This is a genomic window from Actinosynnema sp. NPDC059797 (genome assembly GCF_042732085.1).
Taxonomy (GTDB): Bacteria; Actinomycetota; Actinomycetes; order Mycobacteriales; family Pseudonocardiaceae; genus Actinosynnema.
Window position 1 is genome coordinate 9,771 of record NZ_JBHWIE010000052.1, and the last position, 26,819, is coordinate 36,589.

Here is a 26,819-nt window from a genome sequence, read left to right on the forward strand (position 1 = left end):
GTAGGGGCCTCTTAATCACGGGCGGTTAACCCGCCGTCCGGGCGGCGGGGCGCCCCGCCCGCGCGGCCCGCACCCGCGCCCCCCGGGGCCCGGGCCGGGCACCCCCCCCCCGGCCGCGCGCCCCGGTCACCCGCCGAAGAACGCGAGCAGTTCGCGGACCACCGCGTCCGGCTGCTCCTCGGCGAGGTAGTGCCCGCTGTCGGGGACCACCACCAGCTCGGGCGCGACGACGTGCCTGCGCAGCGGCGCCCCCAGGTACTCCGGGGCGTCGGAGTTCGCGAGCCCCAGCACCGGCAGCGTCAGCCGCGGGTAGGTCTTGTGGTCCTCGACGTCCTGGCCGAACGCCTGGTACCAGCCGTTGGCCGCCCGGACCCGGTCGGCGGAGGAGTACGCGTTCGCGTAGATCGACCGGTCCCGGTCGGTGATGGCGCCCTGGTCCTTCAGCATCAGCCCGCACAGGTGGTCCACCAGCGGCCGGAACCGGTCGGCGAGCAGCTCCTCGGGCAGCAGCCGGACCTGGTTGAAGGCGAACCACCACAGGTGGAAGGGCTGACCGGGGCGGGGCAGCAGGGTCAGGTCGTACAGGCTCTCGTCCGGGTGCGGCACGTCGAGGAGGGCGAGCCGGCGCACCGCCTCCGGGTGGTTGGCCGCGAGGCTGTGGCCGACCATCGCGCCGATGTCGTGGCCGGCGACGTCCACCCGCCCGAGGCCCAGCCGGCGGACCAGCTCCAGGACGTCGCGGGCCATGGTCTTCTTGTCGTAGCCGCCCGCCGGGGTGGCCGAGCCGCCCATGCCGCGGATGTCCACGGCGACCACGCGGTGCCGCCGGGCCAGCGCCGGCATGATCTTGCGGAACTGCCACCAGGTCTGCGGCCAGCCGCCCATCAGCACCAGCGGCGAGCCCTCGCCGCCCGTGACGTAGTGCAGGCGGGTCCCGTTGACCTGCGCGTGCGCGCTGCGGAAGCCCAGTGAGCGGGCCAGCGCGGCGTCGGAGGGGACGGAAGGGGCGGCAGCGGCGGCGGGAGCGGCGGCGGGCGCGGTCGCGGCCAGGGCGGCGGTCGCCAGGCCGGAGGTCAGCAGTGCTCGTCGGTCCACGGTGGACCCCCATTCTTGAATGGTCGTTCCATTATTAGGGCAGCGCGGAACGCGGGAGGTGGCGCGGAGGGGTGCTAGTCGAGCAGCGACAGGGCGTGGTGGACGGCGTCGCGCAGGCGCCGCGGGTCCGGGCGCTTGGCGATCACGCGGATGCCCTGCACCAGCGTGACCAGGAACCGGGCCAGGGACCGCGGGTCCTTGTCCGCGCTCAGCTCGCCCTGGTCGCGGGCCCGCTCCAGGGCGCCCGCGAAGGCCGATTCCAGGCCGTTGAGGCCGATGTCCACGCGCCGGCCCGCGGCCTCGTCGCGCGGCAGGCACTCGACGGCGGTGTTGGTGATGAAGCAGCCCTTGCCGTCGGGGTCGGTCAGCGCGTCCTCGGCGAAGGAGCGGATCAGCTCCCGGACCGCGGGCAGCGCGGGGCCCGCCGGCGACAGCAGGTAGGCGGTGCGGCCGCCGGTCTGCTCGCAGTACCGGTCCAGCGCCCGCAGGTACAGCTCGTGCTTCGTGCCGAAGGTGGCGTAGATGCTGGCCCGGCCGATGCCCAGGTGGTCGACCAGGTCCTGGACGGAGGTCGCCTCGTAGCCCTTGCGCCAGAACAGGTCCAGCGCCGCCCGCAGCGCCACGTCCGGGTCGAACTCCTTGGTCCTGGCCACGGCGTCCACGCTAGCCACACTGGAACGAGCGGTCAAGAAAAAGGCGGGCCCGGTCAGTTCCCGCTGACCATCCCCGACACCAGGGGCTCGACCTCGACGCGGTTGCGGCCGTGCCGCTTCGCCCGGTAGAGCGCCATGTCCGCGGCCGCGAACAACTGGTCCAGCTTGGCCGGTCCGGCGGCCACGCCGATGCTCACCGTGGGGCGCCGCACCGGGCCGAGCACCACGGTCCAGTCGTGGTCGTCGACCGCCGCGCGGATGCGCTCGGCCACCACCGGCCCCACGTCGCGGGAGCTGCCGGCCGCCTCGCCGAGCAGCACCACGAACTCGTCGCCCGCCCACCGCGCGACCAGGTCGTCGGACCGGCATTCCCGGCGCAGCAGCTGGGCGATCTCGCGCAGCGTCGCGTCGCCCGCCGCGTGCCCGGCGTCGTCGTTCACGCCCTTGAACCGGTCCACGTCCACCAGCACCAGCCACGGCAGGCGGCCCTTCGCGGCCGTGCGCTCCAGCAGCGCGGGCGCCGAGCGCTCCAGCCCGAGCCGGTTCGCCAGCCCGGTCAGCGGGTCCCGGGCCGCGGCCTCCTGCGCGGCGGCCGCCAGCCGCTGGGCCTGCACGGCCACCCGCCGCTGCTCCAGCGCCTGCGCCAGGCCCTCCTGGAGCGTCTCGGTCGCGGTCCTGCTCGCCGCGACCGAGCAGCGCAGCGCCGCCGCCTCGCCCACGTGGTCGTTCATCCGCGCGCAGATGTCGGCCAGGTCCAGGGAGAACCGCAGCAGCAGCGACGGGTCGTTGATCTCCTCGGACGCGGCCACCGCCCGGCTGGCCAGGGTGCGGGCCCTGACCAGGTCGTCCCGCTCGCGGTGCACCACCGCCAGCACCCAGTTGGCCACCGCGAGCGCCCACTTGTCGTCGGCCTCCCGCGCCCGCCGCAGCGTCTCGCGGGCGTGCTCCTCGGCCTCGCCCAGCTCGCCGACCCCCGCGAGCGAACGGCTGTACGCGCCCAGCAGCGCACGCCGCATCTGCTCGTCCGTGGCCAGCTCCAGGCCCTCCTTGAGGTAGCCGCGGGCCTCTTCGAAGATCGCGGGCGCCACGTCGGGCGGCGAGGAGATGGCGCGGAAGTTCAGCGTGCCGCCCAGGCCCTGGAGGCAGTGGCCGAGCACTTCGACGCCCAGGTCGGAGGTCAGCGCCGCCCGCCGGGCCACCTGGACCGACAACCGGAGCACGTCCACGGCCGCCCGCCGGTTGCCGATGCCCTCCAGCAGGTAGCCCAGCGCGTGCATGGCCCGCGCCGCGGCCGGGTTGTCGCTCGGCTCGCCGTCCAGGTCGGTCCAGCCCTCGGCGGCCAGCTCCAGGGCCAGCGGGATGCGGCCGAGCCGCCAGGCGAGCTTCGCCTGGTTGACCAGCGCGGCGGAGCGCTCCCAGCGGTCCGCGCCGGGCGGGACGCGGTTCACCACCCGGTCGAACAGGGTGTTCGCCTCCGCGAGCCGGCCGGCGTTCAGCAACTCCCTGACCTCGAGGTCCGGTTGCGACGCCTGCTCCGCGGCCAGTGGTTCTCGCTGCTCCACTCGTGCTGACACCCCATTCCGACTCGGCGGGACGGGTACGCGGGGCCCGCCCGCCGCCGGCACGGCTACCACAGGCTACCGGCCCGGACGCCGGGTGTACCGCTCCTCGTGGAGGACTTCTTCCAACGGCATCCGGTTGCGCCACCCGTGCCGCTCCAGGTCGGGGGTGTCCGGGAGCCCCTCGACCGGCCCGACGCACAGCCACGCCACCGGCCGCAGCGGCGGCGGGATGTCCAGCAGCCTGCGCAGCACGTCCTCGCGGTAGAAGCTCACCCAGCCCACGCCCAGCCCCTCGGCGGTCGCGGCCAGCCACAGGTTCTGGATGGCCAGGCACACCGAGTACAGGCCCGCGTCGGCGATGGCGTGCCTGCCCAGGACCGCGGGCGACCCCCGGTCGGGGTCGTAGGTGACGACCACGCCCAGCGTGGACTCCAGGATGCCCTCGACCTTGATCCGGGAGAACAGCTCGGCCCGCTCGCCGTCCAGCTCGGCGGCGAAGACGCTGCGCTCGGCGTGGACGTGGTCGCGGAAGGCGCGCCGCGTGTGCTCGTCGCGCACGACGACGAAGTCCCACGGCTGGGACAGGCCCACGCTGGGCGCGGCGTGCGCGGCGGTGAGCACCCGGCGCAGCACCTCGGGCGGGATCGGGGCGCCGGTGAACTCACCCCTGGTGTCCCTCCGGCGGTGCAGGACGTCGTAGAAGCTCATTCGGAGGATCGTGCCTCACGCGTTCCGGTGAACTCGTCGCCGGAGGGGGTGGCGTCCGTCTCAACCGGGCGTTCAATGGACGGTCATGATCGGCACTGCGCACGGGTCCGCGCTCGGTTTCGCCGGTGGCGTGGCGGTCACCGCGGCGGCGGGCGGCTGGCCCGTGCCCGCCCTGGTCCTGCTGACCGCGGTGGTGGTCGCCGTCTCCTGGTGGACCACCCCGGCCGGCGCCCTGTTGACGGCGGTCCAGTGCTGGGGCCTGTACGCGAGCTTCGTCGTGGGCCACGAGGGCAGCCTGGCGCCCGACTGGCCGGCGCTGCTCGTCCTCTGCGTGGCGGGCGCGGTCTCGCTCGGCGGCGGGGTGCGGCGGCGGTCGGTCGCGGGGGAGGCCCAGCGCCTTTGAAATGATAATCGTTTTCGTTTAGGGTGACCGCCGTGGAGACCGTTGTCGTGGTGGTTGCCGGGATGGGTGCGCACGGGGTCGCCGAGGAGGTGTGGCGCGCCTCGCCCGGGTCGGTGCTCGTCCGGCACGACCTGTCGCGCCTGGTCGACGGCGTGGTGCGGCGCTGGGTGGACGGGGTGCCGACCGAGCTGTCGCTCGCCCACGGGTGCCTGTCGTGCACGCTGCGCGAGGACCTGCTGCCGCTGCTGGCCTCGCTGGCCGGCCGCCGGGTGGTGCTCGACCTCGACCCGTCGCTGGAGCCCGAGGCCGTGTGCCTCGCGCTGGTCGACCGGGGGTCGATCCGGGTGGGGTCGGTGGTGTCCGTCGTGGACCGGGCGACCTGGCTCGCCGACGCGACCGGCGAGGACACGCTCGGCGAGCGCGGGATCGGCCTGCCCTCGGACGAGCGGACGGTCGCGCAGGTGGTCGTGGGGCACGTGGAGTTCGCCGACGCGCTGGTGCTCACCGGGCCGCCGGGCGACGAGGTGCTGCCCGCCGTGCTGGACCGCCTCGCGCCGGGCACGCCCCGCTTCGAGCTGTCCTCCCTGGAGGTGTCCCGGCTGCTCGCCGTGCCGCCGGGGCGCCGGTTCACCCCGGCGTTCGCGCCGCTGCTGCGCGGCGCGCCCGAGGAGCCCGCGCACGGCGTCTCGGTGGTCCGCTTCACCGCCCGCCGGCCGTTCCACCCGATGCGGCTGCACGAGGCGGTGGACGTGCTGCTGGACGGCGTGGTGCGGGCCCGCGGCCGGCTGTGGGTGGTCAGCCAGCCGGACCGGGTGATGTGGCTGGAGTCGGCGGGCGGCGGGCTGTCGGTCGGCGCGGTGGGCACGTGGCTGGCCGCGGTCGAGGACTGGTCCGACGTGGACGCCGAGCGGCGGGCGTTCGCGTCGCTGGACTGGGACCCGGAGTTCGGGGACCGGTCGCAGGAGGTCGTGGCGGTGTGCCTGCGGGCGTCGGGCGAGGACGTGGTCGCCGCGCTGGGGGCGGCGCTGGTCACCGACGAGGAGCTGGCGCTGGCGGCCGAGCTGGAGTTCGCCGACCCGTTCGCCGAGTGGCACGAGCTGGAGGAGCTGTGACGCGCTAGCCGATCGGCCCCTGCACCTCGCCGTCCGGCGACGTGCGCCACTGGGTGAACGGCCGGTCGAGCCGCCACTCGCCGCCGGTGTTCGTCAGGACCCGGTCCTCGCACGTGTCGAGGTTGGACAGCGACTCGAACAGCTCGATGCTCCAGCCGAACAGCCGCCGGCACAGCAGGCGGATGGTCAGGCCGTGCGAGACCACGAGGGCGGTCGCCGGGTGGCCGGGTTCGCGCATCCGCGCCTCCAGGTCGGTGAGGAACGCGGCCAGCCGGTCGTCCACGTCCGCGCCCGACTCGCCGTTGGGCAGCCGGAAGAAGAAGTGGCCGAACGCGTGCCGCTGGTGCTTGAGCACCTCCTGCTGGACCGGGTCCTGGAGGTTGCCCCAGTCCTGCTCGCGCAGCCGGGGCTCGGCGACGGTCCGCTCGGCCTGCCCGCCCAGGTCCAGGTGCCGCAGGGTGCTCCGGGTGCGCACGTACGGGCTCACGTAGACCGCGACCGGCTCGCCGTCCAGCAGCCGCTTGACGCGCGGGCCCGCCTCGCGGGCCTGGCGCTCGCCGAGTTCGGTCAACGGGAGGGCGTGGTCGGGGATGCGGCAGTACGCCAGCTCGTCGACGTTGCCCAGGCTCTGGCCGTGCCGCAGCAGGATGATCCTCACGGGGACCATGGTGCCCGGTGTCGATGTTACAGTTCGCTGGAAAACCGGCCCACAGGTGTTATATGGAGGCGGTCCGATGATCTCCGTGGTGATCGGTGGCGGCACGATGGGCGCCGGGATCGCCCACCTCCTCCTCGCCGGCGGCCACGAGGTGGTGCTGGTCGAGGCCGGTGCGGACCGGGTGCCGGCGGCGCGGCGGGCCGTCGAGGCGTCGCTGGGCAAGGCCGCCGAGCGCGGCAGGCTGGACGCCGAACCGGGGGAGCTGCTCGGCCGGCTCGCGGTCGTGGAGCGGCTGGAACCGGTGGCCGCCGGGCTGGTCGTCGAGGCGGTGCCCGAGGACGTGGAGCTGAAGCGGCGCGTGCTGGCCGCCGCCGCAAGCGCTTGCCCCGACGCCGTGCTGGCGTCCAACACCTCGTCGCTGTCGATCTCCGCGCTGGCCGAGGGGCTGCCCGGCGAGCGGGTGCTCGGGATGCACTTCTTCAACCCCGTGCCGGTGCAGCGGCTGGTCGAGCTGGTCCACCACGACGGGGTGTCGGCCGAGGTCGTGGCCAAGGCCCGCGCCTGGGCCGAGGAGCTGGGCAAGACCGTGATCGAGGTGCGGGACGCGCCCGGGTTCGCCACCTCGCGGCTGGGGGTCGCCGTCGGGATGGAGGCGATCCGGATGCTGGAGGAGGGCGTGGCGAGCGCCGAGGACATCGACACCGGCATGCGCCTGGGCTACGGCTGGCCGATGGGGCCGCTGCGGCTGACCGACCTGGTCGGCCTGGACGTGCGGCTCGCGATCGCCGAGCACCTGGCCGCCGAGCTGGGACCCCGGTTCGCCCCGCCCGCCCTGCTGCGGGAGAAGGTCGCGGCCGGCCACCTCGGGCGCAAGACCGGGCAGGGCTTCTTCACCTGGTAGGACCTGGTAGGCAGGACGGGTGCTGATCCGCGAGCTGACCGGTGACGACTCCGAGGCGTTGGGCAGGCTCCACCGGGTCGCGTTCGGCCGGCCCGGCCCGACCGGGGCGCGTCCCGGCGTCCGCGGCCTGGCCGCCGAGCTGGACGGCCGGCTCGCGGGCGCGCTCGGCATCACGGACTTCCACCAGTTCTGGGGCGGCGCGGCGGTGCCCATGGGCGGGATCGGCGGCGTGGCCGTCGACCCGTACGCGCGCGGGCGCGGCGTGGCGGGCGCGCTGCTCGACGCGGCGCTGCGCGACCTGCGGGAACGCGGCCAACCGCTGTCCGTGCTCTACGCGACCGTGCCCGCCCTGTACCGGTCGCGCGGGTGGGAGCGGGCCGGGGTGTTCGAGCACCTGGAGTTCCCGCTCGACCGGGTGCCCGCGGGCGCCCGGCTCGCCGCGCGCCCGGTGGAGGAGGGCGACCTGACCGCCCTGCACGCCTGCTACTGCGACCTCGCCTCCACGGTCAACGGGATGCTCGACCGCGCCGGGCCCGCCGTCGACGTGCGGGACGTGCTGGAGCGCGACGTGGTGTCGGTGGTGCCCGGCCGCGACGGCGACGTCCGCGGGTACCTGACCGCGGAGCGCGACGACCGGGGCCTGCGGGTGTTCGACCTGGTCGGGCGGGACCTGGCGACCCAGCTCTCGCTGCTGGGCGAGGTGCGCAGCTGGGCCGGGGTGCTGGAGCGGGCGTCCCTGCGGGTCACCGACCCCGCGACCACCTGGCTGCTGACCGACCAGGGCATCAGGTTCACCACGACCACGTCCGCCTGGTTCCTGCGGGTGGTGGACCTGCCGGCCGCCGTGGCGGCGCGCGGCTGGCCCGCCGCCCAGGGGTTGGACGGGGAGGGGCTGGACCTCGTCGTGGACCTGGAGGTCGTCGACGAGCACGCGCCGTGGCACGCGGGCCGCCGGCGGCTGGTGGCGGAGGGCGGCCGGGTGCGCGTGGAGGCGGGCGGCAGCGGCGCGGTGCGGCTGCGCGCCCGCGCGCTCGGGCCCTGGTTCGCCGGCGCGCAGGACAGCCACGCGCTGCGGCGCGCGGGCCTGCTCGACGGCGACGGCCGGGCGCTCGATCGGCTGGTCGGAGCACCGGGCGTCCCCCGGCTGGCGGACTTCTTCTAACCTGACCACCCGTGCTGCTCACCGCGCTGGAGCTGGTCGGGATCGCCGCGTTCGCCGCCTCCGGGGCCGCCGCGGCGGTGCGGGCGCGGCTGGACGTGTTCGGCGTCACCGTGCTGGCCCTGACCACGGCGCTGGGCGGCGGCACGATCCGGGACGTCCTGCTCGGCGTGCACCCGCCGGTCGCCCTGGTCAACTGGCCCTACCTGGCCGTCGCCGGCGTCACCGGGCTGGTGGTCTTCCGGTTCCACCCGACCGTGGCCAGGCTGCGCCGGTCCGTGCTGCTGCTCGACGCGATCGGCCTCGGCCTGTTCGTCACGGCGGGCACCGCCACCGCGCTCGCCCTGGGCGCGCCGCCGTACGCCGCGTGCCTGGTCGGCATGACCACCGGCATCGGCGGCGGCGCGCTGCGGGACGTGCTGCTGCGCGAGATCCCGCTGGTCCTGCGGCGCGAGATCTACGCGGTGGCGGCGCTGGCGGGCGCGGTCGTCGTCGTGCTCGGCGACCAGCTCGACCTGCCGCCCGCCCCGGTGAGCGTGGCCGGGTCCGCCCTGATCGTGGGGCTGCGGCTCATCGCGCTCTGGCGGGACTGGAACGCGCCCGTGCCCAGGAAACTTGACGGGTAGCTCACACGGCCTTCTCAGGCGACTCTCAGGACCACCGGCAAAACTGAGCCCATGCGCATCCTCGTTGTCGACGACGACCGGGCCGTGCGGGAGTCGCTCCGGCGCTCGCTCCAGTTCAACGGCTACCAGGTGGACCTGGCCGGTGACGGCCAGCAGGCCCTGGAGTCCGTCGTCAACCAGCGCCCCGACGCCATGGTGCTGGACGTGATGATGCCGCGCCTGGACGGGCTGGAGGTGTGCCGCCGGCTGCGCAGCACCGGCGACGACCTGCCGATCCTCGTGCTCACCGCCCGCGACGCCGTGTCCGACCGGGTGTCCGGGTTGGACGCGGGCGCGGACGACTACCTGCCCAAGCCGTTCGCGCTGGAGGAGCTGCTGGCCCGGCTGCGGGCGCTGCTGCGGCGGGCCTCGTCGGACGACGCCAAGGAGGAGTCCGCGGCCGCGGTGCTCCGGTTCGCCGACCTGGAGCTGGACCCCGGCACGCGCGACGTCCGCCGGGGCGAGCGGCCGATCAGCCTGACCAGGACCGAGTTCGCGCTCCTGGAGCTGTTCCTGACACACCCGAAGCAGGTGCTCACGCGCGGCCGGATCCTGGAGGACGTCTGGGGCTACGACTTCCCGACCTCGGGCAACGCCCTGGAGGTCTACGTGGGCTACCTGCGCCGCAAGACCGAGGCCGAGGGCGAGCCGCGGCTGCTGCACACCGTGCGCGGCGTGGGCTACGTGCTGCGGGAGACCCCTCCGTGATCGACGCCGCCAACGGGCGGTTGCAGCGGGTCTCGCTGCGCGCCCGGGTCACGCTGCTCGCCGCGTTCTGCGTGGCCGGCGCCGTGGCCGTCGTCTCGCTCGGCGCCTACATGACCGTGAGCCGGAACCTGCACGACCAGCTGGAGTCCAACCTCCGGCAGCGGGCGCAGGCGGCGGTCACCGCGCCCAAGGTCAACAACGACGTGTCGGAGATCCCCGGCGCGTTCCTGGCCGCGGGCGACATCCGGATCGGCGTGCTGGACACCTCCGGGCAGATCTACTTCCCGAAGGGCACCAGCCCGCCGCCGACGCAGCCCGCCGACCTGGACGTGGCGCGCGGGGTGTCGCTGGAGAGCTTCTGGACCGACGTCCGCTCGGGGTTCCAGGTGCTGACCCTGCCCTACGGCGACGGGCAGGCGATGGTGGTCGCCCAGTCCACCAAGCCGCTGAACACCACGCTGGGCAAGCTGTCCGTGGTGCTGTTCGTGATCAGCGGCATGGGCGTGCTGGTCGCGGCGGTGGCCGGCACGGCGGTGGCGCGCACGGGGCTGCGGCCGGTGCAGCGGCTGACCGAGGCCACCGAGCGGGTCGCGCTGACCGGCGACCTGCGGCCGATCCCGGTGTCCGGCGACGACGAGCTGGCGCTGCTGTCGCAGCGGTTCAACGCGATGCTCGGCGCGCTGGCCGAGTCGCAGGAGCGGCAGCGCAGGCTGGTCGCGGACGCGGGGCACGAGCTGCGCACGCCGCTGACGTCCATGCGCACCAACCTGGAGCTGCTGCTGGCCTCGGAGCGGCCCGGCTCGCCGACGCTGTCGGACGAGGACAAGGCCGAGATCCACGCCGACGTGCGGGCCCAGCTCGACGAGCTGACCACGCTGATCGGCGACCTGGTGGAGCTGGCCCGCGAGGACGCGCCGCAGGTCGTGCACGAGCCGGTGGACCTGGTCGAGGTGGTGGAGCGCGCGCTGGACCGGGCGAAGCGGCGCGCGTCGGACGTGCGGTTCGTCGTGGACGTGCAGCCGTGGTGGCTGCTGGGCGACTCGTCGGCGCTGGAGCGCGCGGTGCTGAACCTGCTGGACAACGCGGTGAAGTTCAGCCCGGCGCGGGGCGTGGTGCGGCTGGACCTGCGGCAGCTCGGCGACGGCAGCGCGGTGGTCGAGGTCGCCGACTCCGGTCCGGGCATCGCGGACGCCGACCTGCCGCACGTGTTCGAGCGCTTCTACCGCTCGCAGGAGGCCCGCACGCTGCCCGGCTCCGGGCTGGGGCTGGCGATCGTCAAGCAGGTCGCGGAGCGCCACGGCGGCGCCGCGTACGTGGGGAAGGCCCCGGAGGGCGGCGCGCTGTTCGCGCTGCGGCTGCCCGGCCGGCCCACCCCGCTGGCGGCCCCGGTCAACTCCTCCGCGGGTGAAGCGCCTCGGTAAACCGAACACAGAGTAAACAAAACCCACCAGCGTGTGGCACGGGATCTGGTAAGTGCCGGTTCTGACGAGTGCTCTTGTTTGAGTGTGTTGACGTTTGCGCGCTCAATCGAGCACCCTTGCCGCATGACGACATGGCCCACCGGTGTGCGCGGCCTGGCGTGGGGCGCCGACTACAACCCCGAGCAGTGGCCCGAGCCGGTGTGGGCGGAGGACGTCGCGCTGATGCGGCGGGCCGGCGTGAACCTGGTCAGCGCGGGCATCTTCTCCTGGGCCCTGCTGGAGGTCGAGGAGGGCCGCTACGAGTTCGGGTGGCTCGACCGCGTGCTCGACCGGCTGCACGACGGCGGCGTCCGGGTCGACCTGGCCACCGCGACCGCCGCGCCGCCGCCGTGGCTGACCGGCGCGTACCCCGAGGTCCTGCCGGAGACCGCCGACGGCGTGCGGCTCTCGCACGGCTCCCGGCAGTCCTACTGCCCCACCTCGGGCGTCTACCGGGAGAAGGCCGTCGCGCTGGCCCGCGCCCTGGCCGGGCGGTACCGGGACCACCCGGCCCTGGCCGCCTGGCACATCGGCAACGAGTACGGCTGCCACGTGCCCCGCTGCTACTGCGACCGGTGCGCGGTGGCGTTCCGCGCGTGGCTGCGCGCCCGGCACGGCGACCTGGACGCCCTGAACGAGGCGTGGGGCACGGCGTTCTGGAGCCAGCGCTACACCTCGTGGGACCACGTCCTGCCGCCGCGCGCCACGCCGGCCCTCGGCAACCCCGGCCAGCTGCTCGACTTCGACCGGTTCTCCTCCGACGCCCTGCTGGAGCTGTTCAAGGCCGAGCGGGACGTGCTGCGCGAGGTCACCCCGGACGTGCCCGTGACCACGAACTTCATGGTCACCTGGACGTTCGGCGCGCTGGACTACTGGAAGTGGGCGGCCGAGGTCGACTTCGTGTCCAACGACCACTACACCCGCGCCGAGGACCCCGAGCGGCACGTCGAGCTGGCGTTCTCCGCGGACCTCGTGCGCGGCCTGGCCGGCGGGCGGCCGTGGCTGCTCATGGAGCACTCGACCTCCGCGGTGAACTGGCAGCGGCGCAACCTCGCCAAGCTGCCGGGCGAGCTGCGGCGCAACTCGTTCCAGCACGTCGCCCGAGGCGCGGACGGCACGCTGTTCTTCCAGTGGCGGCAGTCGCGGGCGGGCGCGGAGCGCTACCACTCGGCGATGGTCCCGCACGCGGGCCCGGACACGAAGGTGTTCCGCGAGGTCGAGCGGGTCGGCGCGGAGTACGCGCGGCTGGCCGAGCTGGTCGGCTCGACCGTCGACGCGCCGGTGGCCCTGGTCTACGACTGGGAGTCGCGGTGGGCGCTGGAGCAGCCCGCGCACCCCACGGCCGACTTCTCCTACCAGGACAACGCCCTGGCGCTGTACCGCGCGCTGTGGCGGGCCGGGGTGACGGTCGACTTCGTCCCGCCCGGCGCGGACCTGTCCCGGTACGCGGCGGCCGTGCTGCCCGCGCTGTACCTGGTGGACGACGCCACGCCCTACGAGCGCTACGTCGAGGGCGGCGGCCGGCTGCTGGTGACCTACCTGTCCGGTGTCACCGACGGCCGCGGCCACGTGCACCTCGGCGGCCACCCCGGCGCGTTCCGCGACCTGCTGGGCGTGCGGACCGAGGAGTTCTTCCCGCTGGGCGAGGGCGCGGCCGTGTCGCTGGACGACGGCTCGTCGGCGCGCGTGTGGACCGAGGACCTGCGGGCCGAGGGCGCGCGGGTGCTGGCCTCCTACGTCGACGGCCCGTTGCCCGGCGTGCCCGCGGTGACCCGCAACGACCGCGGCGCGGGCGCGGCCTGGTACCTGGCGTGCGGCCTCGGCGGCGACGGGTTGGACCGGTTGGTCCAGGACGTGCTGGACCACGCGGGCGTGCCGCGCGGGGTGCCCGGCGTCGAGGTCGTCCGTCGCCGGGGTGAGCGGGCGGGCGCGCCCGTATCGTGGCTGGTCGCGGTGAACCACGGGGGCGGCGACGCGGAGCTGCCCGCGGTGGGCGTCGACCTGCTGTCCGGTGAGCGCGTCACCGGGCGGGCGGTCGTGCCCGCCGGCGGCGTGGTCGTGCTCAGGGAAGAGGAGTGACGTGCTGGCGCGGCAGAGGCAAGCGGTGATCCTGGAGGAGGTCCGCCGGACCGGCGCGGTGCGGGTGAGCGACCTGGTGGTGCGGCTCGGCGTCTCGGACATGACGGTGCGCCGCGACCTGGACGTGCTGGCCGCCCGCGGCCTGGTGGAGAAGGTCTACGGCGGCGCCACGTCCGTGGTCGGCCGCAGCACCGACGAGCCCGGCTTCGAGGCCAAGTCCGTCCGGCAGCTCCCGGAGAAGGAGGCCATCGCCGCGTTCGCCGCGGGCCTGGTGCGCCCCGGCACCGCGATCGGCCTGTCCGCGGGCACCACCACGTGGACGCTCGCGCGGTTCCTGGACGACATCCCGGACCTGACCGTGGTGACCAACTCGATCCGGGTCGCCGACGTGCTCCAGCAGAGCGGGCGCACCGACCGGACGGTGGTGCTCACCGGCGGCGTGCGCACGCCGTCGGACGCCCTGGTCGGGCCGGTGGCCGTGCAGGCGCTGCGGTCGCTGCACCTGGACGTGGTGTTCCTGGGCGTGCACGGCATGGCCGAGCGCTCCGGCTTCACCACGCCCAACCTCAACGAGAGCGAGACCGACCGCGCGCTGGTCGACGCGGCGGGTCGCGTGGTGGTCGTCGCGGATCACACGAAGTGGGGAACCGTCGGCATCTCCACCATCGCCGCGCTCGACGAGGCGGACGTGCTGGTGACCGACGAGGGTTTGCCCGAGCAGGCTCGGGTAGTGCTGGGGGAGCAGGTGGGCGAACTGGTCCTGGCGCACGTGCCGGGGCGGGGAGAGGAACTGGCGTGAGGCGCACGGCGGGCAAGCTCGCGGACGGCCGGGAGATCATCTACTTCGACGACACCCCGGACGCGCCGGTGCGCGACGCGGTGGACACCCGGGACCTGCCGCGCGCGCAGCCCCTGTCGGAGGTGCGGCGCGACCCGCTGACCGACGAGTGGGTGGCCATGGCGGCGCATCGGCAGACGCGCACCTACAAGCCGCCGGCCGACCTGTGCCCGCTGTGCCCGTCGACGCCGGGCAAGCCGACCGAGATCCCCGAGCCGTCCTACGACGTGGCGGTGTTCGAGAACCGGTTCCCGTCCTTCGCGGAGAGCGTGCCGGACCTGCCCGCCACCGTGGACGGGATGCCGATGGTGGCGCGGGCCGCCGGGCGCGGCCGGTGCGAGGTCGTGTGCTTCACCTCGGACCACAACAGCTCGTTCGGGCAGCTCCCGGTGTCGCGGGTGCGCACGGTGGTGGACGTGTGGGCGGACCGCACCGCCGCGCTGGGCGCGCTGCCGGGCGTGGAGCAGGTCTTCCCGTTCGAGAACCGGGGCGAGGAGATCGGCGTGACCCTGCACCACCCGCACGGGCAGGTGTACGGCTACCCGTTCGTGACGCCCCGGACCGAGCGGATGCTCTCGGTGGCGGCGCGGTACCGGGAGGAGCACGGCCGGCCGCTGCTGGGCGACGTGCTGGCGGCCGAGCGGGCGGCCGGCACGCGGGTGGTCGCGGAGGGGGAGCACTGGACGGCGTTCGTGCCCGCCGCGGCGCGCTGGCCCGTCGAGGTGCACCTGGTGCCGCACCGGCAGGTGCCCGACCTGCCCGCGCTGACCGACGCCGAGCGGGACGACTTCGCCGCGCTGTACCTGACCGTGCTGCACCGCCTGGACGCCCTGTACGACCGGCCGCTGCCCTACATCGCGGCGTGGCACCAGGCGCCCGTGCGGACCGGGCGCGACCTGGCGTGGCTGCACCTGGAGGTGTTCTCGGTGCTGCGGACGGCGGACAAGCTCAAGTACCTGGCGGGCTCGGAGTCCGGCATGGGCGTGTGGATCAACGACGCGACGCCCGAGCAGATCGCGGAGCGGCTACGCGGCTAGGAAACCGCGCGCGGCGGCGGCGCCCGCACCCGCGTCCGACCCGGGGCCGACGACGGCGGCCACCAGCTCCTCGGTGACGTCGGCGTCGGCCGCGATCAGCGCGTCCACGGCGGCGTCGGCGGCGTGCCCCCGCGTGAACTCGTCGATCAGCTCGCGGCAGCGCGCCTCGTCGGCGAACGGCGGGTCCAGCGAGTCGAAGCCGTCGTCGGCGTCGTGGTCGGCGCGCCGCCAGGACCCGTCCTCGAAGCCGTAGGCGAAGCCGACCCGGAGCCCGGCCTCCCCGGCCTCCCGCACCGGCGGCGCCCACCAGTCGGGCGCGCCGGCCAGGAGGTCGGTCCCCGGTTCCCCGTCGTGGCAGGTCTCGGAGTGCTCGTGGTCGTGCCCGAGCAGCACGGCCCGGCCCGCGCCGACGTGGACCACGTCGGCCCAGTTGCCGCCGCCGTCGTCGTAGTGCCACCGGGAGCCGGTGGCGCGGCAGCCGTCGCCCCACCCGAGGGCGGCGCGGACCGCGGCGAACGCGGCCCACCGCGCTCTCATCCACGTCGGGTCGGGCAGCTCGACTTCGCGCATGGGGACATGGTCCCAGCGGGTGGTCGTCACGGTGCGTGAACCCGTCGTGATGACTCACAACTGATGCCCAGTTTCGTTTAAGGCTCCTCTCAGGCGGAAACCGCAGAGTTGTGGACATGACCGAGAGCGAGCAGCCGCGCGACTCCCAGCAGCCGAGCCCGTGGGCCCGTGGTGGCGCCGAGCGAGGTCGTGACGACACCGGTTACCAGCAGCAGGGTGCTGGTCAGCCGGGCACCGACGGACCGGCGGCAGGGGCCGGTCGGTCGGTCACCGGGTCGGCGGGCGCTGTGCAGGGCAGCGCCGGCCACCCGGATGACTTCGGCTCACCGGCGTCCGCCGCCGGTCAGCCGGCCGCCGGGTCGTTCGCGCGGGAGAGCGCGGGCCGCCCGGAGGACTCCGACCCGTCGGCCTCGGCCGCCCGGTCGGCGACCGGGTCCGGGGGCGCCGTGCAGGGCGGCGCCGACGAACCCGGTCCAGGTGTGACCGGCGCCGCGCAGGGCGGCTCGGGTCAGGCCGCGTTCGGGTCGGCCGGTGCCGTGCAGGGCGGCACCGGCCAGACCACCTCGGGTTTGGCCGGGTTCGCGCAGGGCGACCCCGGTCAGGCCACTTCCGGTTCGGCCGGGTTCGCGCAGGGCGACCCGGGTCAGACCGCTTCCGGTTCGGCCGGTGCCGTGCAGGGCGGCACCGGCCAGACCTCCTTCGGTTCGGCCGGCGGCGTGCAGGGCGGCGCCGGTCAGACCGCGTTCGGTTCGGCCGATGCCGTGCAGGGCGGCGTCGGCCGGACCGGGACCGGCTCGTTCGGCGCCGCGCAGGGCGGAGCCGGGGCGCCGGGAACCGGGGCGGGAGCCTGGCAGGGAGGCTTCCACCCCGGTCAGCACGGTCCGCACGGCGTTCCGCAGACTCACGCCGCCGCGGACCACGGCTCGCCGTCGTCCACCCCTTCGGGCCCGGCGCAGCCGTCCGGGCCCGGCGGACCGGGTTCGCCCGGTCAGCCGGGCCCCTACTACTCACCTCCCGGATCGGTGATGCCCGCACCGCGACGGGGGCGGGGCAAGGCGGTCGCGGGGATCGCCGCGCTCGTGCTCGCCGTCGGTGGCCTGGCGGGCGGTGTCGGCGGCTACGTCGGCTACGAGGCGGCCGACCGGTCCGGGCCGGTGGTCAACGCGCTCAACCAGGCGCCCCCCGCCCAGCAGACCAACGCCGCGCCCGAGGGCTCCATCGAGCAGGTGGCGGCCAAGGTGCTGCCCACGGTGGTGCAGGTGCAGGTCCAGGGCGGCGCGGGCTCGGGCTTCGTGCTCAGCTCGGACGGCCTGGTCCTGACCAACAACCACGTGGTCGAGTCCGCCGCGAACGGCGGCGCGATCCGGGTGCAGCTCCAGGACGGCCGCGCGTTCGACGCCCGCATGGTCGGCCGCGACCCGACGTCCGACCTGGCCGTGGTCAAGGCCGAGGGCGTCTCCGACCTGCCGGTCGCCGAGCTGGGCGCCTCCGGTGACCTCAAGATCGGCCAGCAGGTGGTGGCCGTCGGCTCGCCGTTCGACCTCAACGGCACGGTGACCAGCGGCATCGTCAGCTCGCTGAACCGACCGGTGAGCGCGGGCAGCGAACGCGGCGGGCAGGCCACCGTGCTCAACGCCATCCAGACCGACGCCGCGATCAACCCGGGCAACTCGGGTGGCCCGCTGGTGGACATGCGGGGCCGGGTCATCGGCATCAACTCGGCCATCTACAGCCCGAACACCGGCCAGTCGCAGGCCGGTTCGGTCGGCATCGGCTTCGCCATCCCGATCGACCAGGCCCGCCGCACCGCGACGGAGCTGGCCGAGACCGGCAAGGCCACCCAGACCGTGCTGGGCGTGCAGGTGACCGACGCCCCCCGGGGCGGCGCGCAGGTCAGCGACGTCACCTCGGGCAGCGCCGCCGCGGCGGCCGGCATCCGGGACGGCGACGTGATCACCAAGTTCGGCGACCGCCCCATCGACAGCTCCGACGCCCTCGTGGCGGCCGTCCGCTCCCGGGCGCCGGGCGACAAGGTGCAGCTCACCACCGACGACGGCCGCACCGTGGAGGTCACCCTCGGCGGCCAGACCGTCGAGGTGCGCTGACCCGCCCGACGAGCTGATCAACCCGGCGCGCTGACAGCGGAGCGCTGACCGCAGCACACCCCCAAGACCCCGGCTCACGTGCCCCGAGCCGGTACCGAGGCCGCATTCCGACGGGGCCGCCCCTCACCCCGTCGGCGTGCGGCCTCCTGCTGCGCCTGCGGTGCGGCCGGTGGTGCTCGTGCCCGCCCGGCGACGACGATGTCCGGTGACGCGGGCGGCGGTCGTCCCGCGGTGCACCGCATCCCCGCGGACGACTGGTGAGGCGCTGGTGGAAGAAGCTGTCGGACGGGTGCTCGTCGTGGACGACGACGAGACGGTGCGCGACGTCGTGCGCCGGTACCTGGAGCTGGCCGGGCACGAGGTCGAGCTGGTCGGCGACGGCGAGGCCGCGCTGCGCCGGTTCGCCGAGCGCGAGCCGGACCTGGTGGTGCTGGACCTGATGCTGCCCGGCGTGGACGGGCTGGAGGTGTGCCGGCGGCTGCGGGCGCGCGGCGCGGTGCCCGTCGTGGTGCTCACCGCGCGCGGCGAGGAGGAGGACCGGATCGCGGGGCTCAGCCTCGGCGCGGACGACTACGTGACCAAGCCGTTCAGCCCGCGCGAGCTGGCGCTGCGCGTGACCTCGGTGCTGCGGCGGTCGAGGGTGGTGCCGGCGCGGTCGCCGTCGGTGCTGGTGGACGGCGCGCTGCGGGTCGACGTGGGCGCGCGGTCGGCGGAGCTGGGCGGGCGCGAGCTGGCGCTGACCACCCGCGAGTTCGACCTGCTGGTGTTCTTCCTGACCCACCGCGGCACCGCGTTCGGCCGCGCCGAGCTGCTGTCGCGGGTGTGGGGCTGGGAGTTCGGCGACCAGTCCACCGTGACCGTCCACGTGCGGCGGTTGCGGGAGAAGGTGGAGGCGGACCCGGCGCGGCCGGAGCGCATCGTGACCGTGTGGGGCGTGGGCTACCGGTACGGCGGCGGTGCGTGATGCTGGTCGAGATCGGGCACATCCTCCCGTACGCGGTGCTGTTCTCGCTGCCGCTGGCGCTGCTGGGCGCGGCCGTGCTGCGGCGGCTGTCGCACGGGTCGCTGACCACCGCGCTGGTCGTGCTGGGCGTCGTGCCGGTGGTGTCGACCATCGGCGGCGTGCTGGCGGTCAGCGGGTTCATGTTCACGCCGATGCTGCTGACGACGCTGCTGGTGTGCCTGCTGGTGGCGGTGGTGACGGTGCCGACGGCGGTGCTGCTGGGGCGGGCACTGGCGCGGCGCAGCGTGTGGGAGCGGGAGGCGCGGGCCAGGGAGCGGGCCGCCGAGGCGTCGCGGCGCGAGCTGGTGGCGTGGATCAGCCACGACCTGCGCACCCCGCTGGCCGGCATCCGGGCGATGGCCGAGGCGCTGGCGGACGGCGTGGTGGCGGAGCCGGGCGAGGTCGCCGACTACGCGGCGCGGATCTCGGGCGAGGCGTCGGCGCTGTCCGGGATGGTGGACGACCTGTTCGAGCTGTCCCGGATCACCGCGGGCGCGCTGCGGCTGACGCTGTCCGAGGTGTCGCTGGCGGACGTGGTGAGCGAGGTGGTGGCGGCGGAGGGCCCGGTGGCGGCGCGCAAGGGCGTGGCGCTGGAGGCGGCCGCGGCGACCTGGCCGGTGGTGCCGGGCAGCGACCCGGAGCTGGCGCGGGTGGTCCGCAACCTGCTGTCCAACGCGATCCGGCACACCCCGCCGAACGGCGCGGTGGCCGTGCGGGTCGACGTGGAGGGCACGTCGGCGCTGCTGCGCGTCGACGACTCGTGCGGCGGCATCCCCGAGGCCGACCTGCCCAGGGTGTTCGAGGTGGCGTTCCGGGGCGCGCCGCACCGGCAGCCGGTGGGCGGCGGCCTGGGGCTGGCGATCGCGCGCGGGCTGGTGGAGGCGCACCGGGGCACGATCACCGCCCGCAACCACGGGCCGGGTTGCCGCTTCGAGGTGCGCCTGCCGCTCAGCACGGCCGCCCGGCAGCGCACCGCCTGATCGAGCGCACCGCCTGGTCGAGCGCACCGCCTGGTCGCCGGCCTGATCGCCGGCGGTCGCCGCCGCGCGCATCACGGTCGCCGGCATCGAGGACGACGTCACCGAACCTCCCGATCCGGCACCGGATACGGTGATCCGCATGGAACGCAGCGCGCAGCGCCTCGGACGCGCCCTGGTCGTGATCGTGGACGACCGGGTGGCGCACGGTGAGCACGATGACAGCACGGGGCCGCTGGTCACCGAGCTGCTGGAGGAAGCAGGGTTCATCGTCGACGGCACCGTCGCGGTGGAGGGCGAGGTCGCGGGCATCCGCGCCGCGCTGAACACCGCGGTCATCGGTGGCGTCGACCTCGTGGTCACCGTCGGCGGCACGGGCGTGTCGCCGCGGGACGTGACACCGGACGCCACGCAGGGCGTGCTCGACCGGCCGATCAACGGCATCGCCGAGGCGCTGCGGGCCTCGGGCCTGGCGGCGGGCGCGGTGGACGCGGGCATCTCCCGCGGCCTGGTCGGCGTGTCGGGCAGCACCCTCGTGGTGAACCTGGCGGGTTCGCGGGCGGCGGTGCGCGACGGCATGGCGACGCTGTCGGCGCTGGTGCCGTACGTCATCGATCAACTGTCGGGCCTAGACGAGGCATGACCGGCCCCGACCCCGGCGACGAAACCGGTGCCGAGCAGGACCCTGCCGCCGACGAGGCGGCAGGGGCCGCGGCGCGGGAGGCGGCACGGCGTCGCCGACTGGCCGAGGTGTTCGGCGACGTGCTGCCGGACTCGTCGTCGGACGAACCGCGCCCCGCGACGCGGGGGGACGAGTGGTACGAGGAGAACCGCCCACCCCACCACGGCTGAGCCGGGCCGACCAACGGGCGCGGTGCGGGTGCGGTGCGGTGATGGACGTGGTCGAGCCCGCGGCGCACCGGCCCGCGAGCCCGACCCACCGCGCTGCTCAGCCGTCGCCGAGCGGCCCTTTCCGGGGCACGCCCGCCCCGGCCCCCGCCGTCCCGCCCTGCTGCGAGGCCAACAGGTCGCGGATCTCCTTCAGCAGCTCGACATCGGTCGGCTCGTGCGGGCCGGCTTCCTCGCCGCGCTTGCGCCGCTCCCGGATCGTGTTCATCGGCAGCACGAAGATGAAGTAGACGACCGCCGCGATGATCAGGAAGTTGATCAACGCGGTGATGACCGCGCCGAAGTCCATCACCGTCTTCTCGTTGTCACCGAGCTGAACCGCCAGCCCGTTCACGTTGGCGCCGCCGAAGGACGCCACGATCGGGTTGATCAACTTTTCGGTGAACGACTTCACGATGTCGTTGAACGCGGTACCGATGACCACGGCCACGGCCAGGTCGATCACGTTCCCGCGCATGAGGAAGTCCTTGAAGCCCTTGATCACGAGCCGGCTCCTTGTCCGCATGAGTCCGATGGGGCGAGCGGAGGGTAACGACTCCACGATTTCCCCGATGGGGTGACAGGTACGCGCGCCGGCCCATCCAGACCTGGCCCAGGACCGGCAGCTCGGCGCAGCGCAGCCCGGTGTGGGCAGCCCGGTGGGGGCAGCCCGGTGGGGGCAGCTCGGCGCAGCGCAGCCCGGTGTGGGCAGCCCGGTGCGGGGGCGGCTCGGCTGGCGCGGGGTCAGCGCAGGACCAGGGCGACCGGCCCGGCCAGCGACTCCGCCGCCACCCGCCGGGCTGCCGGGTGCGCCGCCGAGACCACGACCACCTCCTCCCCGTGCACCGCGACCACCGAGGCGTTCGCCGCCAGCACGTGCGCCCCCGCCCCGACCACGTCCACCCGGCTGCCCGGGCGCAGCAGCCCGGCCACCCCTCCACCGGCCAGGCGCACCGCCACCGAAGACGCGTCGGGGTCGGGCGGGGACAGCCGTGCGTCGGTCAGCGGTTCCCCCGACCGCGCGGCGACCGCCAGGCCCCGGCCCACGGCCTCGTCGCGCGACACCGCGCCGGACGGCGCCAGCGGCGGTGGCATGGCGACTTCCCGGACGTCGTCGGCGGTGAGGGGCACGTTCGGCGGCAGGTCGCGCGCCGCCACGAGCACGTCGACCACCGGGCCGTCCGGCAGTGCGGTCAGGAGTGCCGCCGCCAGCGCCAGCAGCAGGGCCACGAACCTTCTGAGGTGGAGGATCACGCCTTCGACGCTAGGGGCGGCGCCGGGGGCTGAAAAGCGCGAACCCCCGAGCTGTGGACAACTCGGGGGTGGCGGTCGAGCGACGTCAGGGCGCGGCGGCGGCCGGCGTGGACGACGAGGTCGAAGACGAAGTGGAGGACGAGGTCGAGGAAGTCGACGAGGAGGACGAGGACGACTCGCTCTTCGAGGAGGACGAGGCCCGGCTGTCCGTCCGGTAGAAGCCGCTGCCCTTGAACACCACGCCCACCGCGCCGTACAGCTTGCGCAGCTTGCCGGAGCACTGGGGGCACTCGGTCAGCGCGGAGTCGGAGAAGGACTGCACCGCTTCGAACCGGTGGTCGCACTCGGTGCAGGCGTACTGGTAGGTCGGCACGGGAGGCCCTCCAACGAGTCCTGGTTGGCACTCGGGCGTCGAGAGTGCCAACACCAATGATGCGTCACCCGGCATAGGCCGCGCAAACACCACAGGTCAACGTCACAGCGGCAGCCGGACCAAGCCCAGCGACGGCGTCAGGACCGCGTCCACCGGCACGTCGTGCGGCTCGGCGGGCAGCGAGGGCACGAACTCCTCGTCCCGCACGACCCCCACCACCGGACCTGTGGACAACCTCAGCGCCCGGTCGTAGTACCCGCCGCCCTTGCCGAGCCTCACCCCCGCGTGGTCGACCGCCAGCGCGGGCGCCAGCACCAGCGCCGCCGTCCCCACCGCCGCCGGGCCCAGCCGCGGACCCACCGGCTCCCGCAGGCCGAACGCCCCGACCGCCAGCTCGCCCCCGTACGCGGCCCAGTCCAGCTCCGCCCCCGCCACCACGGGCAGCAGCACCCGGCACCCGCGCGACCTCAGCGCCTCCACCATCGCCAGGGACCCCGGCTCGAACCGCGAAGCCAGGTACGCGCACACCGTCTGACCGGCGGAAACGCCGAAAGCATCAATGGCCAGCAGCACTTCGGCCGACATGTCCGGCACCGGTCCGCTGCGCCGAAGGGCTCGCAGCCGTGTGCGCAGCGTGAGCTTCTGGTCACGTTCACCGGACGTCGTCACGGATCACCTCCCGCACGCCGTTACCCTCGCATTTCATGAGCGCCTTCCAGACAGCAATCGTGCCCGCGGCGGGGTTGGGCACGCGCTTCCTCCCGACCACCAAGGCGGTGCCCAAGGAGCTGCTGCCGGTCGTCGACACCCCCGGTATCGAACTGGTCGCCACCGAGGCCGCCGAGGCGGGTGCGACCAAGCTCGTGATCGTGACCTCGCCCGGCAAGGACGCGGTGGCGGAGTACTTCCGCCCGCAGCCCGAGCTGGAGCGGACGCTCGAGGCCCGCGGCAAGTCCGACCTGCTCGCCAAGGTCCGCCGCGCGCCCGAACTCCTCACCGTCGAGACCGCGATCCAGGACAAGGCCCTGGGCCTGGGCCACGCGGTCGGCTGCGCCGAGGGCAACCTGACCGGCGAGGACGAGGCCGTGGCCGTCCTGCTGCCCGACGACCTGGTGCTGCCCACCGGCGTGCTGTCCCGGATGGCGGCCGTCCGCGAGCGGTTCGGCGGCAGCGTGCTGTGCGCGTTCGACATCCCCCGCGAGCAGATCTCCGCCTACGGCGTGTTCGACGTGCGCGAGACCGACGACGACGACGTCAAGCAGGTCGTCGGCATGGTGGAGAAGCCCAAGGCCGAGGACGCGCCCTCGACGTTCGCCGCGGCGGGCCGCTACCTGCTCGACCGGGCGATCTTCGACGCGCTCAAGCGCATCACGCCGGGCGCGGGCGGCGAGCTCCAGCTCACCGACGCCATCGCGCTGCTGATCAACGAGGGCCACCCCGTGCACGTCGTCGTCCACCGGGGTGGGCGACACGACCTCGGCAATCCCGGGGGTTTCCTCAAGGCTGCGGTTGACTTCGCCCTGGAGCACCCGGACTACGGCACCGAGCTGGGGGAGTGGTTGCGGGAACGCCTCGACAACTCCTGAACGAGGGTCAACACATGAGGTCAGTGGACGAGCAGCTCGCCAGGGTGGTGGCCGCCGCCGTGCGGCCCGCCCCGGTGAGGGTCGCGATCTCCGAGGCGCAGGGCCTGCTCTGCGCCGAGGAGGTGGTCGCCGAGCGCGCTTTGCCGGGGTTCGACCAGGCGGCGGTGGACGGCTACGCGGTGCGCAGCGTGGACGTGCAGGCCGCCAACGAGGACCCGGTCGCGCTCCCGGTGGTGGGCGAGATCCCCGCCGGGTCGCGCCAACCCCGGCGGTTGCAACCGGGCCAGGCGGTCCGGGTCGCGACCGGCGCGCCGCTGCCGACGCTGGCCGACGCGGTGGTGCCCCTCGGCCACACCGACGGGCACCAGGCGAAGGTGACCGTGCAGCGCCCGGTGCCGTCCGCCGCCTTCGTGCGGCGCACCGGCGAGGACGTGCAGACCGGTGACGTCGCGGTCCGCCGCGGCGCGTCCATCGGGGCCGCCCAGGTCGGCCTGCTCGCGGCGGTCGGGCGCAACAAGGTGCTGGTCCACCCCAGGCCCCGGGTGTCGGTGATCTCCGTCGGCGAGGAGCTGGTGGACGTCGACCGCACCCCGGGCCAGGGCCAGGTCTACGACGTGAACTCCTACGCCCTGGCCGCCGCCGCGCGGGACGCGGGCGCCGAGGTCAGCCGGGTCGGGATCCTGGCGCCGGACCCGCGCCGGCTGCGCGAGGTCGTCGAGGGCAGGCTGCTGCTGTCGGAGATCGTGGTCATCGCGGGTGGCGTCGGGGGCGCCATCGGCGACGAGGTGCGCGCCGCGCTGGCCGACCTGGGCGACCTGGACTGCACGCGCGTGGCCATGCACCCCGGTTCGGTGCAGGGCTTCGGGCGGCTCGGCCCGGACGCCGTGCCCACGTTCCTGCTGCCCGCGAACCCGATGAGCGCGCTGGTCGTGTTCGAGGTGCTGGTGCGACCGCTGATCCGGGCCGCGCTGGGCAAGCGCAACCCGCACCGGCGGACGGTCAGCGCCCGCCTGCTGTCCCCGCTGACCTCGACCAAGGGCCGGCGCGGCTTCCTGCGGGGCCAGCTGCTGCGCGACGCCGAGAGCGGCGAGTACCTGGTGCAGCCGCTGGGTACGTCGGGTGCGCACCTGCTGGCCTCGTTGGCCGAGGCGAACTGCCTGGTCGTGGTGGACGAGGACGTGACGGACGTGGCGGTCGGCGACGAGGTCGCGGTCAGCTTCCTGGCGCAAAGGGGATAGATGGGTCTGGCGTGGGAGGGCGGGCGACACCCCGGCTGGCCCGCGCGGCTCGGACCGCTGCGGGTCGACGCCGGTCTGGTGGCGCTGCGCCCGCCGAAGCTGCTCGACGCCTCGGTGTGGTCGCGGATCCGGCTGCGCGACCGGGCCCACCTGGAGGACTGGGAGCCCACCGCGGTCGACGGCTGGCACGAGCGCAACTCCGCGCTGTCCTGGCCCGCCCAGTGGTCGGCGCTGAAGTCCTCGGCCCGGCGCGGCCAGGCGATGCCGTTCACGATCACCGTGGACGGCGACCTGGCCGGGCAGATCACCGTGGGCAACATCGTGCGCGGCTCGCTGCGCTCGGCGTGGGTCGGCTACTGGGTGGCGGCCGACCGGGCGCGCGGCGGCGTGGCGACGGCGGCCCTGGCGCTGGTGGTGGACCACTGCTTCGGCGAGGGCGGCCTGCACCGGCTGGAGGCGACCGTGCGGCCGGAGAACGCGGCGTCGCTGCGGGTGCTGGCCAAGGCCGGGTTCCGCGAGGAGGGGCTGTTCCGGCGCTACCTCGACGTGGCGGGCGACTGGCGCGACCACCTGTGCTTCGCGATGACCGCCGAGGAGGCCTCGCCGGAGGGCCTGGTGCGCCGATTGGTCGCGCAGGGGTACGCCCGAACCGCGTGATCTTGCGGCCGACCGGCGTATTCAACTCACCCGAAAGTGGGTGATAGACCACACTTTAGTACGTATGCCGGGCGGCGAGCCTCCGACACAGGTGTGACTGTTGTGACTAGCGTGGCGTTCGCACCGAGCGCGCCGCGAGGTAGGGGGAGGTGACGGGGATGCCGAGTTCGCTGATCGTCGTGGGACTGGTCGTGGCCTGGTTGGTCGTCCTCGTCCCGATGGTCGCGCGCAAGCGCGCCGACGCGTCGCGCGGCAGCATGGAGGAGGAGTACGACGCCATGCCCGACGACGACTTCGAGGACTACGACGAGTACGACGAACCGGACCTGGACTACGCGCCCCGGCCGTTCCGCCCCGGTCGCGGCGGGTACGACCCGGAGGGCGCGGCGATCGCCGCCCAGGCCAAGTACGCGTTCCGCCGCCGCGTCGTCGGCTCCCTCCTCCTGCTCGCGCTGGCCACCGGCCTGGTCGCGGGCCTGGTGCTGCCCGTGCTGTGGTGGGCGCACGCCGCCGTGGACGTGGCGCTCGTCTCCTACCTCGGGTACCTGCGCCGCCAGGTGAAGATCGAGGAGGACGTCCGGGCCCGGCGCCAGGCGCGCCTGGCCCAGGCCCGCCGCCGGCGCGCCCCGAGGCAGGGCGACGAGCCCCGGCGCGCGGCCGAGGTGGGCGGCGAGGACGCCGACGGGGTGCGGGAGGGCGCCGCGGGCCTGGCCCCGCAGCCGCGCTTCCACCACGAGGTCCGCCCCGGCACGGTCGTGGTGGACGCCGACGACGAGGACCCGGTGTTCGTCGAGCTGGACGGGCCGGAGGCGCTGCCGTACCGGCGGGCGGTGGGCGAGTAGAGGGGGGTGGCGGAACCACCCCTTCGGGCCTGATATGCTTCCCCCGCACGACAACGGAACGACAACTGAACACGGGGCTGTAGCGCAGTTGGTAGCGCGACTCGTTCGCATCGAGTAGGTCAGGGGTTCGATTCCCCTCAGCTCCACTCGGCGATGGGCGAGGTGTGTTTTGGGTGAGCGCAAACACACCTCGCCGCGGGATTTGTGCCGGGGGTGGAACCCCCCGCCCCCCCCCCGCGGGCGTGGCCCCCCCCCCCCCCAGCCGCGGGGGGATAATAACAAAAAAAG

Annotated in this window: 29 protein-coding genes and 1 tRNA gene; 20 read left to right on the forward strand and 10 right to left on the reverse strand. The window is 74.6% G+C overall.

The annotated features are described in order from the left end of the window. Positions 1 to 126: 126 nt before the first annotated feature. From ACFV4N_RS15930 to bluB, 4 genes are all read right to left on the reverse strand, one after another. Complete coding sequence (locus ACFV4N_RS15930) at positions 127 to 1,095, reverse strand: alpha/beta fold hydrolase (protein ID WP_499673268.1); 969 nt, start codon at positions 1,093 to 1,095, stop codon at positions 127 to 129. Between the two features lie 74 nt (positions 1,096 to 1,169). Continuing rightward, the gene (locus ACFV4N_RS15935; RefSeq protein ID WP_499673269.1) at positions 1,170 to 1,748 is read right to left on the reverse strand and encodes a TetR/AcrR family transcriptional regulator; all 579 of its coding nucleotides are present in this window, start codon (positions 1,746 to 1,748) and stop codon (positions 1,170 to 1,172) included. Between the two features lie 53 nt (positions 1,749 to 1,801). Further along, positions 1,802 to 3,310: a diguanylate cyclase gene (locus tag ACFV4N_RS15940; RefSeq protein ID WP_499673270.1), complete on the reverse strand. Its 1,509-nt coding sequence runs from the start codon at positions 3,308 to 3,310 to the stop codon at positions 1,802 to 1,804. A gap of 75 nt (positions 3,311 to 3,385) precedes the next feature. Beyond that, positions 3,386 to 4,018 (reverse strand): 5,6-dimethylbenzimidazole synthase, encoded by a 633-nt coding sequence (bluB, locus tag ACFV4N_RS15945; protein WP_499673271.1) that lies wholly within the window; start codon positions 4,016 to 4,018, stop codon positions 3,386 to 3,388. Between the two features lie 85 nt (positions 4,019 to 4,103). On the opposite strand from bluB, the gene ACFV4N_RS15950 reads away from it, so the two are divergent. Continuing rightward, positions 4,104 to 4,421 carry a hypothetical protein gene (locus ACFV4N_RS15950; protein ID WP_499673272.1) on the forward strand — a complete coding sequence of 106 codons (318 nt, stop codon included), beginning with the start codon at positions 4,104 to 4,106 and terminating at the stop codon, positions 4,419 to 4,421. A 32-nt stretch (positions 4,422 to 4,453) separates the two neighbouring features. After that, entirely contained in the window at positions 4,454 to 5,533 is a 1,080-nt protein-coding gene (gene mrf / locus ACFV4N_RS15955) for a ribosome hibernation factor-recruiting GTPase MRF (RefSeq protein ID WP_499673273.1), read from the forward strand. 4 nt (positions 5,534 to 5,537) lie between these two features. Here mrf and ACFV4N_RS15960 read toward each other — a convergent pair whose 3' ends face one another. Then, complete coding sequence (locus tag ACFV4N_RS15960; RefSeq protein WP_499673274.1) at positions 5,538 to 6,191, reverse strand: histidine phosphatase family protein; 654 nt, start codon at positions 6,189 to 6,191, stop codon at positions 5,538 to 5,540. Between the two features lie 76 nt (positions 6,192 to 6,267). Here ACFV4N_RS15960 and ACFV4N_RS15965 point away from each other — a divergent pair, with 76 nt between their 5' ends. From ACFV4N_RS15965 to galT, 8 genes are all read left to right on the forward strand, one after another. After that, the gene (locus ACFV4N_RS15965) at positions 6,268 to 7,092 is read left to right on the forward strand and encodes a 3-hydroxyacyl-CoA dehydrogenase family protein (protein WP_499673275.1); all 825 of its coding nucleotides are present in this window, start codon (positions 6,268 to 6,270) and stop codon (positions 7,090 to 7,092) included. A 19-nt stretch (positions 7,093 to 7,111) separates the two neighbouring features. Beyond that, entirely contained in the window at positions 7,112 to 8,254 is a 1,143-nt protein-coding gene (locus tag ACFV4N_RS15970; RefSeq protein ID WP_499673276.1) for a GNAT family N-acetyltransferase, read from the forward strand. A gap of 11 nt (positions 8,255 to 8,265) precedes the next feature. Continuing rightward, positions 8,266 to 8,877: a trimeric intracellular cation channel family protein gene (locus ACFV4N_RS15975; RefSeq protein ID WP_499673277.1), complete on the forward strand. Its 612-nt coding sequence runs from the start codon at positions 8,266 to 8,268 to the stop codon at positions 8,875 to 8,877. 51 nt (positions 8,878 to 8,928) lie between these two features. Next, positions 8,929 to 9,624: a response regulator transcription factor gene (locus ACFV4N_RS15980; protein ID WP_499673278.1), complete on the forward strand. Its 696-nt coding sequence runs from the start codon at positions 8,929 to 8,931 to the stop codon at positions 9,622 to 9,624. Continuing rightward, complete coding sequence (locus tag ACFV4N_RS15985) at positions 9,621 to 11,045, forward strand: sensor histidine kinase (protein ID WP_499673279.1); 1,425 nt, start codon at positions 9,621 to 9,623, stop codon at positions 11,043 to 11,045. Before ACFV4N_RS15980 ends, ACFV4N_RS15985 begins: the two co-directional genes overlap by 4 nt. A 123-nt stretch (positions 11,046 to 11,168) precedes the next feature. Further along, positions 11,169 to 13,163 (forward strand): beta-galactosidase, encoded by a 1,995-nt coding sequence (locus ACFV4N_RS15990; protein ID WP_499673280.1) that lies wholly within the window; start codon positions 11,169 to 11,171, stop codon positions 13,161 to 13,163. 1 nt (position 13,164) lies between these two features. Then, positions 13,165 to 13,962, forward strand: coding sequence for a DeoR/GlpR family DNA-binding transcription regulator (locus ACFV4N_RS15995; protein WP_499673281.1), 798 nt, complete (start codon positions 13,165 to 13,167; stop codon positions 13,960 to 13,962). Further along, positions 13,959 to 15,038 carry a galactose-1-phosphate uridylyltransferase gene (galT, locus tag ACFV4N_RS16000; protein ID WP_499673282.1) on the forward strand — a complete coding sequence of 360 codons (1,080 nt, stop codon included), beginning with the start codon at positions 13,959 to 13,961 and terminating at the stop codon, positions 15,036 to 15,038. Before ACFV4N_RS15995 ends, galT begins: the two co-directional genes overlap by 4 nt. Here galT and ACFV4N_RS16005 read toward each other — a convergent pair. Next, the gene (locus ACFV4N_RS16005; RefSeq protein ID WP_499673283.1) at positions 15,027 to 15,608 is read right to left on the reverse strand and encodes a proteophosphoglycan 5; all 582 of its coding nucleotides are present in this window, start codon (positions 15,606 to 15,608) and stop codon (positions 15,027 to 15,029) included. The genes galT and ACFV4N_RS16005 overlap by 12 nt on opposite strands. Positions 15,609 to 15,724: 116 nt before the next feature. Here ACFV4N_RS16005 and ACFV4N_RS16010 point away from each other — a divergent pair, with 116 nt between their 5' ends. The 5 genes from ACFV4N_RS16010 (at position 15,725) to ACFV4N_RS16030 (ending at position 20,545) form a co-directional block, all read left to right on the forward strand. Continuing rightward, a complete protein-coding gene (locus ACFV4N_RS16010) occupies positions 15,725 to 17,713 on the forward strand; it encodes a S1C family serine protease (protein ID WP_499673284.1) in 1,989 nt (662 codons plus the stop codon). Positions 17,714 to 17,981: 268 nt separating this feature from the next. Beyond that, complete coding sequence (locus ACFV4N_RS16015; protein ID WP_499673285.1) at positions 17,982 to 18,677, forward strand: response regulator transcription factor; 696 nt, start codon at positions 17,982 to 17,984, stop codon at positions 18,675 to 18,677. Beyond that, the gene (locus tag ACFV4N_RS16020; protein ID WP_499673286.1) at positions 18,677 to 19,696 is read left to right on the forward strand and encodes a sensor histidine kinase; all 1,020 of its coding nucleotides are present in this window, start codon (positions 18,677 to 18,679) and stop codon (positions 19,694 to 19,696) included. Before ACFV4N_RS16015 ends, ACFV4N_RS16020 begins: the two co-directional genes overlap by 1 nt. Before the next feature lie 139 nt (positions 19,697 to 19,835). Continuing rightward, positions 19,836 to 20,336 (forward strand): MogA/MoaB family molybdenum cofactor biosynthesis protein, encoded by a 501-nt coding sequence (locus ACFV4N_RS16025; RefSeq protein ID WP_499673287.1) that lies wholly within the window; start codon positions 19,836 to 19,838, stop codon positions 20,334 to 20,336. Continuing rightward, the gene (locus ACFV4N_RS16030; protein ID WP_499673288.1) at positions 20,333 to 20,545 is read left to right on the forward strand and encodes a hypothetical protein; all 213 of its coding nucleotides are present in this window, start codon (positions 20,333 to 20,335) and stop codon (positions 20,543 to 20,545) included. Before ACFV4N_RS16025 ends, ACFV4N_RS16030 begins: the two co-directional genes overlap by 4 nt. A gap of 97 nt (positions 20,546 to 20,642) precedes the next feature. Here ACFV4N_RS16030 and mscL read toward each other — a convergent pair whose 3' ends face one another. The 4 genes from mscL to ACFV4N_RS16050 all read right to left on the reverse strand — a co-directional run bounded on the left by mscL (position 20,643) and on the right by ACFV4N_RS16050 (position 22,877). Further along, the gene (gene mscL / locus ACFV4N_RS16035) at positions 20,643 to 21,086 is read right to left on the reverse strand and encodes a large-conductance mechanosensitive channel protein MscL (protein ID WP_499673296.1); all 444 of its coding nucleotides are present in this window, start codon (positions 21,084 to 21,086) and stop codon (positions 20,643 to 20,645) included. 239 nt (positions 21,087 to 21,325) lie between these two features. After that, positions 21,326 to 21,835, reverse strand: a complete 510-nt coding sequence (locus ACFV4N_RS16040) for an SAF domain-containing protein (protein WP_499673289.1) — start codon at positions 21,833 to 21,835, stop codon at positions 21,326 to 21,328. Between the two features lie 85 nt (positions 21,836 to 21,920). Beyond that, complete coding sequence (locus tag ACFV4N_RS16045) at positions 21,921 to 22,208, reverse strand: FmdB family zinc ribbon protein (protein WP_499673290.1); 288 nt, start codon at positions 22,206 to 22,208, stop codon at positions 21,921 to 21,923. A 102-nt stretch (positions 22,209 to 22,310) separates the two neighbouring features. Then, positions 22,311 to 22,877, reverse strand: coding sequence for a 5-formyltetrahydrofolate cyclo-ligase (locus ACFV4N_RS16050; RefSeq protein WP_499673291.1), 567 nt, complete (start codon positions 22,875 to 22,877; stop codon positions 22,311 to 22,313). A 35-nt stretch (positions 22,878 to 22,912) separates the two neighbouring features. Here ACFV4N_RS16050 and ACFV4N_RS16055 point away from each other — a divergent pair, with 35 nt between their 5' ends. The 5 genes from ACFV4N_RS16055 to ACFV4N_RS16075 all read left to right on the forward strand — a co-directional run bounded on the left by ACFV4N_RS16055 (position 22,913) and on the right by ACFV4N_RS16075 (position 26,677). Then, positions 22,913 to 23,794 carry a UTP--glucose-1-phosphate uridylyltransferase gene (locus ACFV4N_RS16055; protein ID WP_499673292.1) on the forward strand — a complete coding sequence of 294 codons (882 nt, stop codon included), beginning with the start codon at positions 22,913 to 22,915 and terminating at the stop codon, positions 23,792 to 23,794. A gap of 14 nt (positions 23,795 to 23,808) precedes the next feature. Next, positions 23,809 to 25,032: a molybdotransferase-like divisome protein Glp gene (gene glp / locus ACFV4N_RS16060; protein WP_499673293.1), complete on the forward strand. Its 1,224-nt coding sequence runs from the start codon at positions 23,809 to 23,811 to the stop codon at positions 25,030 to 25,032. Next, positions 25,033 to 25,689: a GNAT family N-acetyltransferase gene (locus ACFV4N_RS16065; protein WP_499673294.1), complete on the forward strand. Its 657-nt coding sequence runs from the start codon at positions 25,033 to 25,035 to the stop codon at positions 25,687 to 25,689. A gap of 158 nt (positions 25,690 to 25,847) precedes the next feature. After that, positions 25,848 to 26,531, forward strand: coding sequence for a divisome protein SepX/GlpR (sepX, locus tag ACFV4N_RS16070; RefSeq protein WP_499673295.1), 684 nt, complete (start codon positions 25,848 to 25,850; stop codon positions 26,529 to 26,531). A gap of 73 nt (positions 26,532 to 26,604) precedes the next feature. Further along, positions 26,605 to 26,677 (forward strand) — tRNA-Ala (locus tag ACFV4N_RS16075). Positions 26,678 to 26,819: the final 142 nt, after the last annotated feature.